This window comes from Amycolatopsis sp. AA4, assembly GCF_002796545.1.
Classification (GTDB): Bacteria; Actinomycetota; Actinomycetes; order Mycobacteriales; family Pseudonocardiaceae; genus Amycolatopsis.
In genome coordinates, this window is record NZ_CP024894.1 from 7387637 (window position 1) to 7402267 (window position 14631).

The 14631-nt window shown below is 69.2% G+C and carries 14 protein-coding genes; 7 read left to right on the forward strand and 7 right to left on the reverse strand.

Annotated features, from left to right (window positions below; all coding sequences use genetic code 11):
- Window positions 1-8 precede the first annotated feature (8 nt).
- Window positions 9-1181, forward strand: a complete 1173-nt coding sequence (locus CU254_RS34030) for an MFS transporter (protein WP_009083509.1) — start codon at window positions 9-11, stop codon at window positions 1179-1181.
- On the opposite strand, the gene CU254_RS34035 is transcribed toward CU254_RS34030, so the two are convergent.
- Window positions 1122-2048, reverse strand: a complete 927-nt coding sequence (locus CU254_RS34035) for a polysaccharide deacetylase (RefSeq protein ID WP_009083510.1) — start codon at window positions 2046-2048, stop codon at window positions 1122-1124. The genes CU254_RS34030 and CU254_RS34035 overlap by 60 nt on opposite strands.
- A 56-nt stretch (window positions 2049-2104) precedes the next feature.
- Here CU254_RS34035 and CU254_RS34040 point away from each other — a divergent pair, with 56 nt between their 5' ends.
- Genes CU254_RS34040 through CU254_RS34050 form a run of 3 tightly spaced genes read left to right on the forward strand, consistent with a single transcriptional unit; the run spans window position 2105 to window position 4812 of the window.
- Complete coding sequence (locus CU254_RS34040; protein ID WP_037715708.1) at window positions 2105-2893, forward strand: IclR family transcriptional regulator; 789 nt, start codon at window positions 2105-2107, stop codon at window positions 2891-2893.
- 45 nt (window positions 2894-2938) lie between these two features.
- The gene (locus CU254_RS34045; protein WP_009083512.1) at window positions 2939-4030 is read left to right on the forward strand and encodes an NADH:flavin oxidoreductase/NADH oxidase; all 1092 of its coding nucleotides are present in this window, start codon (window positions 2939-2941) and stop codon (window positions 4028-4030) included.
- 11 nt (window positions 4031-4041) lie between these two features.
- Window positions 4042-4812 carry an alpha/beta fold hydrolase gene (locus CU254_RS34050; protein ID WP_009083513.1) on the forward strand — a complete coding sequence of 257 codons (771 nt, stop codon included), beginning with the start codon at window positions 4042-4044 and terminating at the stop codon, window positions 4810-4812.
- Here the strand turns inward: CU254_RS34050 and CU254_RS34055 are convergent.
- Both CU254_RS34055 and CU254_RS34060 read right to left on the reverse strand, forming a co-directional pair.
- Complete coding sequence (locus tag CU254_RS34055) at window positions 4809-5540, reverse strand: SDR family NAD(P)-dependent oxidoreductase (RefSeq protein WP_234392779.1); 732 nt, start codon at window positions 5538-5540, stop codon at window positions 4809-4811. The two genes, CU254_RS34050 and CU254_RS34055, sit on opposite strands and share 4 nt — an antisense overlap.
- Window positions 5537-5854, reverse strand: a complete 318-nt coding sequence (locus CU254_RS34060) for a hypothetical protein (protein WP_009083517.1) — start codon at window positions 5852-5854, stop codon at window positions 5537-5539. Before CU254_RS34060 ends, CU254_RS34055 begins: the two co-directional genes overlap by 4 nt.
- A 70-nt stretch (window positions 5855-5924) precedes the next feature.
- Between CU254_RS34060 and CU254_RS34065 the strand changes: the two genes are divergently transcribed.
- From CU254_RS34065 to CU254_RS34075, 3 genes are all read left to right on the forward strand, one after another.
- Entirely contained in the window at window positions 5925-6758 is an 834-nt protein-coding gene (locus CU254_RS34065) for a LysR family transcriptional regulator (RefSeq protein ID WP_009083519.1), read from the forward strand.
- A gap of 51 nt (window positions 6759-6809) precedes the next feature.
- Window positions 6810-7349 carry a helix-turn-helix domain-containing protein gene (locus tag CU254_RS34070; RefSeq protein WP_037718439.1) on the forward strand — a complete coding sequence of 180 codons (540 nt, stop codon included), beginning with the start codon at window positions 6810-6812 and terminating at the stop codon, window positions 7347-7349.
- A gap of 189 nt (window positions 7350-7538) precedes the next feature.
- Window positions 7539-8426 (forward strand): hypothetical protein, encoded by an 888-nt coding sequence (locus CU254_RS34075; protein ID WP_009083523.1) that lies wholly within the window; start codon window positions 7539-7541, stop codon window positions 8424-8426.
- Here the strand turns inward: CU254_RS34075 and CU254_RS34080 are convergent.
- The 4 genes from CU254_RS34080 to CU254_RS34095 all read right to left on the reverse strand — a co-directional run bounded on the left by CU254_RS34080 (window position 8416) and on the right by CU254_RS34095 (window position 14631).
- Complete coding sequence (locus tag CU254_RS34080) at window positions 8416-9381, reverse strand: LysR family transcriptional regulator (protein WP_037715713.1); 966 nt, start codon at window positions 9379-9381, stop codon at window positions 8416-8418. The two genes, CU254_RS34075 and CU254_RS34080, sit on opposite strands and share 11 nt — an antisense overlap.
- Window positions 9382-9470: 89 nt before the next feature.
- Complete coding sequence (locus CU254_RS34085) at window positions 9471-9908, reverse strand: hypothetical protein (protein WP_037715715.1); 438 nt, start codon at window positions 9906-9908, stop codon at window positions 9471-9473.
- A 2-nt stretch (window positions 9909-9910) separates the two neighbouring features.
- The gene (locus CU254_RS34090; protein ID WP_100266962.1) at window positions 9911-14308 is read right to left on the reverse strand and encodes an RHS repeat-associated core domain-containing protein; all 4398 of its coding nucleotides are present in this window, start codon (window positions 14306-14308) and stop codon (window positions 9911-9913) included.
- Window positions 14305-14631: a type VII secretion target gene (locus tag CU254_RS34095; RefSeq protein ID WP_037715719.1), complete on the reverse strand. Its 327-nt coding sequence runs from the start codon at window positions 14629-14631 to the stop codon at window positions 14305-14307. The genes CU254_RS34090 and CU254_RS34095 overlap by 4 nt, the downstream gene beginning before the upstream one ends.

Below are 14631 nucleotides of genomic sequence, written 5' to 3' on the forward strand. Positions count from 1 at the left end.
TCGGCGTCGTGACCGAAACGACTGACGCCGCAGTACGGCGCCCACCGCGATCCCTGCTGGCGACGCTGCTCGGCGTCAGCACCATGACCATCATGGCCAGCGCCACGATCACGCCCGCCTTGCCGGGCATGGAACGGCATTTCGCCGCCGAACCGCACGCGGAGCTTCTCGTCCGGCTGGTGCTCACCCTGCCCGGGCTGGCGATCATGGTGTCCGCGCCGTTGCTCGCCAAACTGAGCGGACGGACCGGACGCGTGCCGGTGCTGCTCGCCTGCCTCGCCCTCTACACCGTCGGCGGCGGATCCGGCCTGCTGCTGGATTCACTCCCCGCGCTGCTCGTCGGACGGGCCGTGCTCGGGATCGGCATCGCCGGGATCATGACCACGTCGACCGCGTTGATCGCCGACCACCACGCCCCCGAGGAACACGGCCGAGTGCTCGGTTTGCAAGGCGCGGCAATGGGTTTCGGCGGCGTCGTCGCGCTGCTGCTCGGCGGGGTGCTGGCGGCGGTGGACTGGCGGGGACCGTTCGCGATCTACCTGCTGGCGATTCCGATGCTGGCGCTCGTCCTGCGCTTCGTGCCGGACGCACCCGTCCAGCCGGCCGACCCGACGGACACCACCGCCGCGTCGCCGTGGCAACCGCGGCTGCTCGGGCTGTACGCGCTGGTCTTCATCGGTGTCGTCGTCTTCTACACCGTTCCGACGCAGGCCCCGTTCTGGCTGGCCGAGGTCGGCGGCGCGGGACCGGCCGTCGCGGGAGCCTTGATCGCGGCGGTCAACCTGGTGATGACCCTGGTGGGACTGAACTTCCGCCGGCTGCGCGCCCGCTGGTCCTTCCCGGCGCTGGCCATCGCGATGTTCGCCGCGTTCACCGTGGGACTGATCGTGCTCGGCACCGCCGGTGCGCTGTGGACCGCCGCAGTGGGCATGGTCGTGGTCGGACTGGGCATCGGGCTGCAGAACCCGACCCTCAACGGCTGGCTGGTTTCGACCGCGTCGCCAGGCGCCCGAACCCGGTCGCTGGGGCTGCTGACGTCCGCGTTGTTCCTCGGACAGTTCTCGTCGCCGCTGATCGCGCAGCCGGTGATCGACGCCGTCGGAATGGGGACGACGTTCGTTCTAGCTGGAGCTTTGGCCGCGGTCGTCGGCATCGGCGTGGCTGTCGTCCATCGGCGATGACACATAATCGACGACCTGCGCGTGCGTAGCGAACCAAACCCCGTCGTGCGAGGCGATGTGCTCCAGCAACTCGGCGAGAATCGTGATACGAGAACGATGTCCGATGAGGTGCGGATGCATGGTGAGCTGGAAGAGGCCGCCCTCGGCCAGGGCGAGGTCGAACTCGTCGCGCCAGATCGGCAGCACTTCCCGCGGCGGGGTGTACGGGCGCTGCGAGCCGTGGCGGTTCATCGTGAAATACGGCGCGTCGTCGCGGATCCATTCCACCGGAAGCTCGACCATGCCGGTCGGTTCGCCGTCGGCGAGGATTTCGTAGCAGTCGTTGTCCGCCATCAACGAGGAGTCGTAGGCCAAGCCGAGTTCTCGGATGATCGCCAGCGAGCTTTCGGAGAAGTCCCACGACGGGGTGCGGATGCCGACCGGACGCGTGCCGGTGAGCCGTTCCAGCGTGTCCGCCGCCCGGAAGGCGAGGTCGCGTTCCGCCGAGGGAGGCAGTTGCGCGTTGCTCTCGTGGATCCAGCCGTGCAGCGCGACCTCGTGCCCAGCGTCCACATAGGACTGTGCCTCGCCGTCGTGCAGCAACGCCGACACCGCGGGCATGAAGAACGTCGACGGCGCCCCGAACCGCTCAAGCAGCTTCAACACTCGCGGCACGCCGACCCGTGCGCCGTACTCGCCTTGCGAGAGCTTGCCCGGCAACACGTGGCCGTCGCGCAGCGAGATCGTCTCGTGGTCGGAATCGAACGACAACGCCACGGCCACCCGCGCCCCGCCCGGCCAGGACTCCGGCCGCAACGGCCGCCCGGCGCGTACGCGATCGACATGGCCGCGCCAGGTCTGCTCGCTCCACTGCCACGGTTCGGTCATGATTCCTCCCCCTGCGACGCGAGGCTTCATCGTATCGCTGTGCCACGATGAGGCACATGCACGACGAAGAGGCCGACAAGCGGTCCAGCGGGGTCCGGACGATGAACAGTGTCCTCAGCACGCTGCGAGTGTTCGAGGAAGTCGCCCAGCGACAGCCGATCGGCGTCTCGGAGCTGGCGCGATGCACGGAAATCCCGAAGAGCACCGTGCAGCGCGGCCTGATCACGCTTCAGCAGGCCGGATGGCTGAAGGTCGTGGACGAGGAACGCGCACGCTGGGGGGTCGCGCCGAGGGTGCTGGCGCTCGGGTTGCGCGACTGCGGAAAGCCGGACCTCAAGGAGGTCGCCGAGCCGGTTATCAAGCGGCTCGCCGCCGAGACGAACGAGACCGTCATGCTGGCCGAACGCGACGGCGACAGCCTCGTCGTCGTCGCCAGCCAGCACACCGACCAGATCGTGCGAGTCGTGCTCGACGTGGGCACGCGGGTTCCGCTGCTGGCTACGTCCGGCGGTACGGCGATCATGGCGCTGCTCGACGAAGCCGAGATCGAAGAGTTGTTCACCCACGAACTTCCGGAGTTCGCGCAGCAGCCGGATTTCGTCGCGCTCCGCCGCGACATCGCGCTGACCGCGAAGCGGGGTTACGCGCTCAACGGATCCTCATCGTGGTTCCGCCCGCAAGTGTCGTCGATCGGGGCGGCCATCACCGACCAGGCTGGACGCCCGGTGGCGACGATCACCCTCGCCATTCCCGACACGCGCTACACCCGCTCGCAAGAGAAGACCTTCGCGCCGCTGGTCGTGGCCGCGGCGGCCGAGGTCAGCCGCTTGCTCGCCGAAGACTGAGACGGAGTGTGCCGCAGTGCGGAATGAGGCGTACCGTACTGTGGCATGAGCGAGTTCAGCGCCTCCCGCGCGGAGTTCCCCGAAACCACCCCGTTGCGCTTGCGCGACGTCACCTTCCGCAATCGCGTCTGGATGTCCCCGATGGCGCAGTACGCGGCCGGTCCGGACGGGCTGCCGACCGAATGGCACCTGGCGCACTACGGCCCCCGCGCGATCGGCGGCGTCGGACTGGTCATGGTCGAGGCCACCGCGATCAGCCCGGACAACCGGTGCACCGCCGCCGATCTCGGGCTCTGGAACGAGGAACAGGCGCTCGCGCACCGGAAGCTGACCTCGTTCGTATCCGGCCACGGCGCGGTGCCCGCGGTGCAACTGAACGCCGTCGGCCGCAAGGGATCGCACCAGGTCCCGTGGGTCGGCGCCGGACAGAACGGCCCGGTGCCGGTCTCCGCCGGCGGCTGGGAGCTGATCGCGCCGTCGGCGATCCCGTTCGGGGACCTGGCGATGCCCCGCCCGGCCACCGCGGCCGACCTGGACCAGGTCGTCGAGGACTTCGCGCACGCGACCCGGATGGCCGAGCTGGCCGGTTACCAAGCCGTCGAAATCCATGCCTCGCACGGCTATCTGCTGCACCAGTTCCTGTCCCCGCTGTCCAATCGCCGCACCGACCAGTACGGCGGAAGCGCGCAGAACCGGATGCGCTTCCCGCTGCGCGTCGCCCGCGCCGTGCGGGAGGCGTTCCCCGAGGACAAGCCGGTGTTCGTCCGCATCACCGCCACCGACTGGGTCGAGGGCAGCATCGCGCTCGACGACGCCGCGGAGTTCGCCAAGGAACTGGCGGCCGTCGGGATCGACCTTCTCGACGTCACCTCCGGCGTGCTCGTGCGCGATCGCGGAGCGCGGCCGCCGAACCAGGAAGGCGTGAACGTCGAATTCGCCGCCGCGCTCAAGGAATCGTCCGGGCTGGCCGTCGCGCCGGTCGGCCAGATCACCGATCTGGCGGCGGCGGGCCAGATCATCCGCTGGGGCAAGGCCGACGCCGTCCTGATGGGCCGCTCGCTGCTGCGCGACCCGTACCTCGCCCTGCGAAACCAGCCCCAAGAGGCCTGGCCCGTCCGCTACCACCGCGCTTTCTGAGGAGCAGTCGCGTGAACCGCGAAACCCGCCGCCCGGACGGCACGCAAATCCATTACACCGCAACCGGTCCCGCCGACGGGACCGCCTTGACGCTCATCCACGGCTGGGGCTGTGACCGCGGCGACTTCGACCCGATCGTCGAACACCTTCCGCCCGACGTCCGTGTGCTGGCCGTCGACCTCGCCGAGCACGGCGACTCCCGGTCGGACCGCGACACGTGGACCATCGAGGAATTCGCCCGCGACGTGGCCGCCGTGCTGGCCGCCGAAGCGGTCGAATCCACTGTCGTGGCCGGGCATTCGCTCGGCGGAGCGGTCGCGGTCGAGACCGCCCGGCTGCTCCCGGACACGGTCACCCAGGTGATCGCGCTCGACGCGTTGCACTACCTGAACTTGTTCCCCGCGCAGAGCGAGGAGGACGTCCAAGCGTTGCTGCGGCCGTTCCGGGAAGACTTCGCCGGCGCGATGCGCGGCATGGTCGAGGGCGGCTCGCCGGAAGGCACCGATCCGTCCTTGGTGGACAGATATACCGAGAAGATGGCCTCGGTACGTCAGCCAGCGGGTCTGCACTCGCTCGAAGGTCTGGCGCGCTGGGACCTCGACGCGGCGCTGCGCGAAGTCGCCCAGCCGGTCGTGTTGTACGCCGTGCGCTCGATCATCGCCCAGGAGGCGATAGACCGCTACGGCGACCGGATCCGGATCGAACTGGTCGACCTCGGCAGCCACCACTTCCCCGTCGAATCCCCTGCGGAGACTGCGAAACTCCTGGCCAGCGAGCTTTAGGCCCGCCGTCCGCCATCGACCGACAGCGTCGTCCCGGTGACGTACGACGCGGCGTCCGAGCAAAGCCAGACCATGGCCGCGGCGGCTTCTTCCGGCGTCGCCAGCCTGCCGAGCGGAGTGATCGCCTCCTGCCGGGCGATCATGCCGGGGTCACCGGCCCACTGGTCGAACCCCGGCGTCCGCGTCGGCCCCGGGCACACCGCGTTGACGCGGATGCCGTCCGCCGCGTAGTCCACCGCCGCGACCTTGGTCAGGCCGACAATCCCGTGCTTCGTCGCGACGTACGCCGGCGCGTTCGGGATCGCGTACAACCCGCCGTTGGACGCGACGTTCACGATCGCGCCACCGTGGAGGTGCGGCAGTTCGTACTTCAGGCACAGGAAAGTCCCGGACAGATTCACCTGCACGACGCGTTCGAACTCGGCGAGGGTCAGCTGGTCGACGCGTTGGCGGGACGACACCCCGGCGTTGTTGACCGCGAAGTCGAGTCCGCCGTACGCCTCGACCGTCTGCTTGATCGCGGCCTGTACCGAAGACTCGTCGCCGATGTCGACCTGGACGGCCAGCGCCTCCCCGCCGTCCTTCTTGATCAGCTCGACCGTCTCCACCGCGGCGGCCTCGTCGATGTCCAGCACGCCCACCGCCGCTCCGGTGCGCGCGAACTCGATCGCCGCCGCCCGGCCGATCCCGCTGCCCGCCCCGGTGACGAGCCCGCGTCGCTGGTTCACGACAGCGACTCGTGGTTCGCCCAGGCCACCCGGTACGAATGCCGCGCCTGCCACCGGTCGATCAGCTCGTGCAGTTCGGGCGCGGCGAAGCTCTTGGCCAACGTGTCGAGGTCGGCGACGGTGACCTGGATGATCGCGGTCGCGATCAGCGCCGGAATAGCGTCCTCGCCCGGGATCGGCAGGTGCCGCCGGGTTTCGACCGACTCCGCGAACCCGGTCGCCAGCATCGCCTGTTTGATATCGCTGAGGTACTGATCCAGCTCGCCATCGGGGAGCGGCTGGTCGAACGAAACAATCATCGTGTGCGTGATCATGCTTCAAGTTTTGCCCTCGGATCGGCTGGACGTCCAAGACCGATTCGCTATTCGGCGATAACCTGGAGGCATGGCTGAACTGGAGACGCGCGAACTCGAGTACTTCCTGGCAGTCGCCGGCGAACTGCACTTCGGCCGCGCCGCCGTGCGGTTGTCGATCGCTCAGCCCGCGCTGTCGAAGGCGATCCAGCGCATCGAAAACCGGCTCGGCGTGCAGTTGTTCACGCGCTCCAGCCGCCATGTCGAACTGACCGCGGCCGGCGAGGCGCTGCAGGAACACGGACGACACGCACTGAACGCGGTCAGCGCCGCCGCCCGCAACGCCCGCCGCGCCGGGGAGAGCCACCTGCGCCTGGTGCTCAAACCGGGCGGCGACGCCGGACTGCTGTCCGGAATCCTCGCCGAATACTCCCGCCATCCCGACGCCCACCAGGTCGACATCCTCTTCAGCGGCCCCGCCGACCGCACCGACTTCCTCCTCAGCGGCCGCGCGGACGTCGGCCTCCTGTTCGTCCCGTTCGACGACCTGACCGGGCTCGCCTCCGAACCCCTGCACGCCGAGGACCGCGTCGCCATCCTCCCCAGCACGCACCGGCTGGCGCAACGCTCGTCCGTCCGGCTGTCCGATTTGGACGGTGAAACGCTGCCGTCGTGGAAGGGCGTGCCCGGCGTCGAAGGAACCGGCCCCCAGGTGGCCGACGTGGTTCAGCTGCTGCACCTCGTCTCGCTGGAGCGGATGGTCGGGGTGCTGCCGCGCTCGCTGGTCGACCAGGTTCCGCCGGGGGTGGTCTGCGTGCCGATCGGGGACGCCCCGCCCAGCCAGCTGGTACTCGCGTGGAACGAACAGGACCGGCGGCCCCAGGTGGCTTCGTTCGTCCGCGCGGCACTGGATTCGGTTCGGTGAAGCGCGGTAATTCCGTGCCGCCCGGCGGCGCGGAGTGTCATGCTGGCCTGCGTGGAGGACATCATCGCCGCGGTCGGCCCCCGGCTCCGGCACTTCCGGCGGCAACGTAACTGCACCCTGGACGAGCTGTCCACCGCGACCGGCATCTCGATCAGCACGCTCTCCCGTCTGGAATCCGGCCAGCGCAAGGCCACCCTCGAACTGCTGCTCCCGATCTCCCGCGCGCACCGGGTCCCGCTGGACGAACTGGTCGGCACCTCGCCGCTGCAGCCGGTCACGCGCAGCGATCGGATCGTCGTGCCGCTCACTCAGCGGCCCGGCCAGTTCCAGTCGGCGAAGATGATCTTCGACGCCGCCCGATGCGAGCCCGACCCGCGCACTCATCCCGGGCACGAGTGGTTCTGCGTGCTCAGCGGCAAGGGCAGGCTCGTGCTCGGCGACCACGACGTCGTCCTCAAGGCGGGCGAGGTCGCCGAATTCGACACCCGGATTCCGCATTGGTTCGGCAGCACCGGCGAGGGGCCGGTCGAAATCCTCAGCATGTTCGGCAAACAGGGCGAGCGCATCCGCGTCCGGGCCAGGACGCGCTGATTGCTCCGTTCGGCGGCATAACCTCGGGCGCGCGCGAAAACTTATGCCCGCGCTGACCTGCGCCGACCCGAACACCCCGTCGAAAGTCGGTGCCTGGCACCGAAAATCCCGACCTAACATCCGTGTCCCGCGGACGGACCCCCTTTTCCCTCCGCGCGTTTCCTTCGCCTACGACGAGGAGATGCACCGATGCGGAAACTCTTCGCCCTGCTCACTTCCGCCCTGGCGGCCGCGGCCGTCGTCGCCGGCAGCCCGCCGGTTTCCGCGGCTCCGGACAGCGGGGTGGTGCCCGGGCTGACCGGCGCCGCCGCGAAGGCCGCCGCCGGGACCGCGGCGGACAAGTTCCTCCGGTTACGCCACGAAAAGGCCGGCCGCTCGGTCAAACCGCGGCTCGACGCGCAGCAGCACACTTTCTGGGGCCCCGAACCACAACTTTCCAGCGGCGCGGACGGAATTCTCGTCACGCACAGTGTCGTTCCCGATCTCCGCCTCTCGAACAGCGCGGACGTCGTCTACGCCCCGACGGTCAAGCCCACCGGGCATTCCTGCATCGAGGTCGTCACCGCGTACGGGCTCGACCAGGGCGGTCAGGTCTGGGCCTGGGACTGGTGCGGGACAGTCGGACCCGCGAAGGTCGTCCCGCTGGACGACTCGTTCCTGTCCACCTACACGTCCACAGTGGACGGACACCCGGCGTTCACCGTCCAGGAAGTCCAGACCGACGCGGGCGCCAACAGCTGGACCGCCTCGCTCTACAACGTGAAGACCGGCAAGTGGGACGACCTGTTCTCGCAAAGCGGGAGCGACCAGAGCACCCTCAACGAGGGCTGGGACATCTTCGAGCTGTACTCGACCGTCGACCCGTCGACCGGCCAGGCCTACTACTGCTCGGACGCCAAGGGCAAGGTGTTCGAATCCAGCCAGCTGCAACTGCGCATCGGCGGCCAGTGGACGCCCGCGACGGAGTCGAACTCGCCGTTGCAGCCGACCGCCAACCCGAACCCCAGCGACTACAGCTGCTCGTCGCTGCAGTTCGAGGTGCCGACGCCGAACAGCAACTGGCGCGTCACCGTCTAGCCCCCGCCCCGGCAGGAGTGCGGTGCCACCAGCGGTCGAACGCGGCACTGCACCCCTGCCGGTTGGCGTAATCACGAGCCACCTGCTGAGATATCTCGCCGACCCGGTCCGCGACCATCGTGCCCGGCCGGTAGCACAACCGCAGCTCCTGCCACAGCGGCGCGTCCTCGATCGCCCGCACCACGATCCCGTCCTGCCGGTCCTCCCGCGTCGCCAACGCCGGCGCGACCGCCATGCCCTCGCGCACCAGATCCAGCAAAGTAGCCAGACATTGCGGCCGGTGCGGCTGATCCAGCACCACGCCGTGCTGTCGGCAGACTTCCTGCAGGTACACCGACCATCGGGTCGTCCACGGCGGATCGTCCGCCCAGGGATACGCGGCAAGTTCCGCCAGCGGTATCTCGCCGCTCGCGGCCAGCGGATGCTCTTCGGCCAGAATCACGAAAACCGGCTCCCGCGCTTGTACCACGAGACTCTCGACGCCGTCCGGAACGAGCCGATCCGGAAGCGGCGCGAGGTAAATCAGCGCGAGGTCGAGGTCCCCGTCCGCGAGCGCCGCCAACGTCCGGGCCTCGTCCTGTTCCTCGTGCACCCGGACCGACGGACACCACGGCTGATCCCGCAACCACCTTGCCAACGCGAGATGCAGAAACCCGCTGTACCCGCCGAGACGAACCGCCCCCGCCGACTCCCGCCGCGCGCCCGCCCGCTCGGTCAGCGCCGACATCCCGGCCAGCACCGCGCGTGCGTCCGCGACGACGTCCTCCCCGAGCGCCGTCGGCACACAGCCGGTCGGCGATCGCGCGAACAGACTCCCGCCGACCGACCGTTCGACGCGCCGCAGCAACCCGGACAACGCAGGTTGAGACACGTGCAACGCTTTGGCCGCGCGAATGAGACTGTGCGTGTCGGCGATGGCCACGAGCGCGCGCAGGTGGCGCAGTTCCAGCTCCATGACTCCTCCGGCCGCGACCCCTCGCCCGGTCACTGTAACGCCGAAGATCGGGAGGAATTACCGACGCGAGTCGGTACTCGGCCGGAAACTCACTCCGAAGGCTGCCAGGCGGCGGTCAAGTCGCGGCACACCACGAAAACCGACCCGGCGTGGAACCCGATCTCGTGGCTGCAGCCGTGCTCGTGCGGCAGGATCTCGTCCAGCGCGAGGGTGCCCAGCCGGACGATCTCCGGCTGCTTCTCGCCGACCTCCACCGAGAACGTCAGCACGTCCTGGTACCGGATCTCGAGCGGCGCGGCGTGCGAAAACGGACTGTGCGCGAACCGCAGTACGACGTCGACCGTCTCACCCTGGTCCGCGTAGTCGATTCCGGCCAGCTTCAGGTCCTTCACCGAGTACGCGGAACTGAAGTCGTAGTGGTGCGGGTCCGTCGCGAACTCCCGCGCCCCCGGCGGAAGCTCGTCCGCCAGCTCCGGCAGTTTCGCCAGGTACTGGGTCGCGTCGAAGGGCAGCGCCACATACTTCATGTTCATTCCTTGCACTTGCCGGTGATCCTGGGCCGCTTCCACTTGTCGCCGGACAGATCGGCGCGGCCTTTCTCCGGAAGACGCCCGTCCCGGCGCATCTCCTCGATGGAGAGGTTGCGCAGTCTACCTTCCAGATGCGGCGGAATATCGTCCGGCGCGGACGCGGGCTTGCCGTGCTTGTTGAACCAGCCCTCGCTGCCCCACAGCCCCTTCTCCTCGCCGTTGCGGTACACGTGGATCTCGAAGTCCGAACCGCCGCCGATCGGGAACCGGTCGATGCCGAGCCGCCAGCCGTCGCTGTGGTCGATCCAGCGCCGCTGGTTGGCCGACAGCCCGAACGGGTCGAGCCAGCTGGTCGGGTTCGCCACGTACGCGTGCGGGTTGTCGCCGCCGTGCAGGCCGAGCGGGTCGGGCGAGGCATACCGGCCGGTCTCCGGGTCGTAATAGCGGAAGTAGTTGTAGTACAGGCCGCTTTCCTCATCGTGGTACTGGCCGGGGAACCGCATCGGCACGGAAACGCCACCCTGGCTTGCCCCGGCGCGGTATCCCCAGAGGGTCCGGTCGGCGTGCCAGGCGACGTTTCCGCCCGGGTCGATCAGCTCGGTCGCGGCACCGGCGAAGTCGGTGACGATCGCGTAGAACTCCTCGTCGACCCGGTCTTGCGGGCGGTCCGCGGCGATCGTCCGTTCGCGCTGGGCGAGCGGACGGAACTCGGCGGAATCCCAGTCCCACGTCGTCACCCGGCCCGCGGCGACCTGTTCGGCCAGCACGTGGCCGTCCCACAGGAAATCCACCCGGCCGGCGACCGAACCGTCGGCGGCGAGCCGGAGTTTCGCGATCCGGCGGCCGAACGGGTCGTACAGGTACCGCCAGCGCACGCCGTCCGGAGTCGCCAATTCGACCAGCTGATCGTCGGGATCCCAGGAGTAGCGCCAGACCGCGGGCGGCCGGGACAACCGCTTCTTGTGCGCCAGCACGACCCGGCCCTGTGCGTCGTACTGGTAGCTGACCGGTCCCGCCTCGCGCAGCAAGGTGCCGGCGTAGCCGCGCGGGCCGGACAACGCGCTCGCCGCGTGCGGATGCCCGTGCTCGGCGTGCCGCACGTTCCCGCTCGCGTCGTACTGGTACGACTCGTGCCAGCCAGCACCCGTCACCCGGGTCGCCCGCCCCAGCGGGTCGAGGTCGAACCGGCGCGCCCCGGTGAGCTGGTCCTCGATCGCCGAGACCACCCCGTCCGCCCGGAACTGGAACGCGCGGTGCTGGGTACGCCGCGCCGATCCGGCGGCTCCCGCCCGCCCGGCGACGGTGCTCACGGTCTGCGCGACCAGCCGGTCGTTGCTGTCCCAGGACTGGGCCAGCATCGCCCCGCTGTCGAGGAGCCATTCCACGAGATGCCCGGCCGGGTCGTAGCTGAACGACATCGTGCGCGCCGCGGTGCGCAACGAGGTCGGCCTGCCCGCCGCGTCGTAACCCCACCAGCTTTCCGCACCGGCGTGGGTCCGGCGCGCGATCCGCCTGCCCGCCGCGTCGTAGCGGGAAGAGACGGTCCGCCCGTTGCCGGTTTCCGCGAGCACCCGGCCGAGCGGATCGCGCTGCAGAACCACTTCCGACGCTTCGTTGGCCGCGCGCACGACCTGCCGGGCCGCGTTGTACTCGAACCTCGACACCCCGCCCGCGTGCCGCCGTTCGACGACGTTGCCCAGCAGGTCGTAACGGAATTCGACGGTCTCGCCGGCCCCGTTCGTCTGGCTGGTCAGCTGCCCCGCGGCATCGTAGGCGTACCGCACTTCCCGGCCGTTGTAGTCGATCTCCCGGATCAGCTTCCCGGCCTCGTTGTACTCGTAAGACCAGACGAGGCCCTGCGGATTGGTCGTGGACAGCAGGCGCATTTCCGTGTCGTAGCGGAATTCGTACCTCCCGCCGTCCGGTTCGAGCTGCGCGGCGGGCAGGTCGAAATGGGTCAGCCACGTCTTGGTCGTCTGCCCCAGCGCGTCGACGTAGGCGACCTCGTTGCCCTCCGCGTCGCGGATCCACCGCTCGACGCTGCCGTCGGGCATCGTCCGGGAACTGAGCCTGCCCTCCACCGTCCACCGGAACCGCCGCACCTGGCCGAGCGGATCACTGATCTCGCTCGGCCTGCCGAACGGATCGCGCACGCAGCGGGTCACGCCGCCGAGCGGATCGGTGATCTCGACCGGCAGCCCGGCCGCGTCGGCCCGGATCCGCCGGACGTTCCCCAGCGCGTCGGTGACCGACGTCAGGTGCCCGCGTTCGTTCCGGCCGTAGCTGACGACCGCGCCGGCGGGATCGGTCAGCGCGACCGGATTGCCGCGCTCGTCGTAGGCGTAGCGCCAGACGCCGCCGTCCGGATCGATCCGCACCACTGGAAGGTCGAACTCGCCGTAGGTGACCAGGGTCTGGCTGCCGTCCGGGCGTGTCGCCGTCACCAGGTTGCCGCGGTCGTCGTAGCCGTAGGCGGTGGTCCGGCCCAGCGGGTCGACCGTCGCGGCCAGCCGGTCGTAGCCGTCCCAGACCTGGCGGGTCTCGTTGCCGAGCGGATCGACCTGGCGGATCAGCTGCCGCCGCTCGTTGAAGCAGTGCCGCGTGACCCGGCCCTGCGAATCGGTCTCGACGGTCAGCCGGTTTTCGTCGTCGTACTCGAGCGTGCCGGACACCGCGCCGCCGGATCCGTCGGTGGCGACGCACCGGCCGCGGTGGTCGTATTCGTAGGAATACCATTCCCCGTTCCGGTCCACCCATTTCGTTACCCGGCCGGCGTGATCGTATGCGAAGGCATAAGGCTTGCGCGACGAGTTGACGACCTCCCGCAGCCTGCCAGCTTCATCGTAATCGAAGCTCACCAACGGAATCGGGTCCGCCGCGGTCCCGCCCAGCCGCAGCGAACGCACCAGCCCCGCCGAGCTTTCGACCAGCACCTCGTACCCGCCCGAATGCCGGACGTTGGTCACGACCCCGGTGTCGTCGCGCACGAACACGATCTCGTTGCCGTTGCGGTCCGCGATCCGGGCGAGATGCGCGGTGTTTCCGTTGCCGGCGGGGAAATACAGAGTGGTTCCGTCAGCCGTGCGGTCGAGGGAGAAGCCGTCGGGCCGCCGGGTGAGCAACCAGCGGGGTCCGAACAGCGGGCTGACCGGCCGCCCGTCCGCCGGTGGCGCGGGGAAGGTCACGATGGCACCGTCCGGTGCCGCGTAGTAGACGGCCTCGCCGTCGGTGACCACTCGCTGGTCGAGAGTCGAAGCCCAGGACGGGCCGAACATCCGGCCGGACCGGTAAGCCGAGATGTGCGTGCGCTCCAGCACGAGCGGCAGCACGCCGTCGAGCGTGACGTCGAACTGCACCAGGAACATGTCGCCGGTGGCGAGGTCGATCGGTTCCCGGCCGCCGCAGCGTCCGTTGGCCTCTTGTTCGGCTCCGGGTTTCTTGCCGTCCTGGCTGAGCGGATCGGAGTCGTTTCCCTTGGGCTTGCCCGGATTCGCGCCGTCGTCGCCCGGAGCGTTCGCGCTCGCCGGGTCGGTGCCGTCCTTTCCGCCGGGCGGTTCGTGGTCGCCGGGACTGTGCTCGCCGGGCTTGCCGGAATGCGGTTCGTCGGCCGAGGACACGTGGGTCGCATCGCCTTCACCCGGCCTGCCGTGCAATTCGGCGAGAACCTTCTTGATCGACGCGAAGATCTCCTCGAGCTTCGACATCAGCGGCCGCAGCTTCTCGACCGAATTGATCAGCTTCTTGATCAGCGCGCCGATCTTCTCCAGCCAAGCCGACACCTGCTCGACGACCTGCGCGACCACGACCGGCGTGCCGAGCCCGAGCGAGCACACCTCCTCCAGCGCGTCCTGGATGAAGTCGCCGACCGCCTGGGTGATCATGTCGCGGACCAGGCAGCGCACCGCGGCGGTGATCACGCCGACGACCTCGACCACCGTGCTGATCGTGTTCGCGCACGTCGCGGCGGCGTTGATGTGGTCGATCTTCTTCCCGATATTCGCCCGGTACGCGTCGGCCGCCGCGCCCTTCCAGTTCGCGGTGTCCTGCTGGACCGTCGCGGCCAGATCCTTCGCCGCCTGCTGCGTGGCTTTCCCGATGTTCTTCCAGGTCTCCGAATACGCCGAGATCTGGTCGCCGTCCCCGGCCAGCTGGTTGAGCGCGTCCTGCAACGGCTTCACGTGCTCGATCAGCCAGTTCAGCCCGTAGGAGATCAGCGTGCCGACCGGATTCATCACGACGGTCAGCATGTCCAGCCCGGCCCCGAGCGCGGAGATCCCCGCGTCGACCCACGAACCGGACTGCACCCCGTCGTACACGCCCGCGGCGTCGTCGAGGATGTTGATCCCGCTGTGCCAGGTGGTCGAATCCTGCCGCTGTGCCACCAACGGGTTGCTCACGAGAGCTTCTTCCCGAGACCGGCGATGGTTTGCGCGTGGTTGTGCTCGGCGTTCTGATAGGTCGTCACGGCCTGGTTCACCGTTTGCGCCACCTGGCCCATCGCCTGCTGCGCCAACGCCAGCGTCGCCAGCCCAGGCGCGCTCACCGCGAGCACGATCGGCACGAACAGCGGGCCGGTGATCATGCCGTACGCCTGCACGCCCATCGTCACCTGCTCCGCCGCGGACAACGCCTGCCCCAGCGTTTTGCCGACCTGTTCCACGGCTTTCGCGTGCTTGGCCAGTTCGTCCGGGTGGACCTCGTAACCGCTGGAACCTGTCAT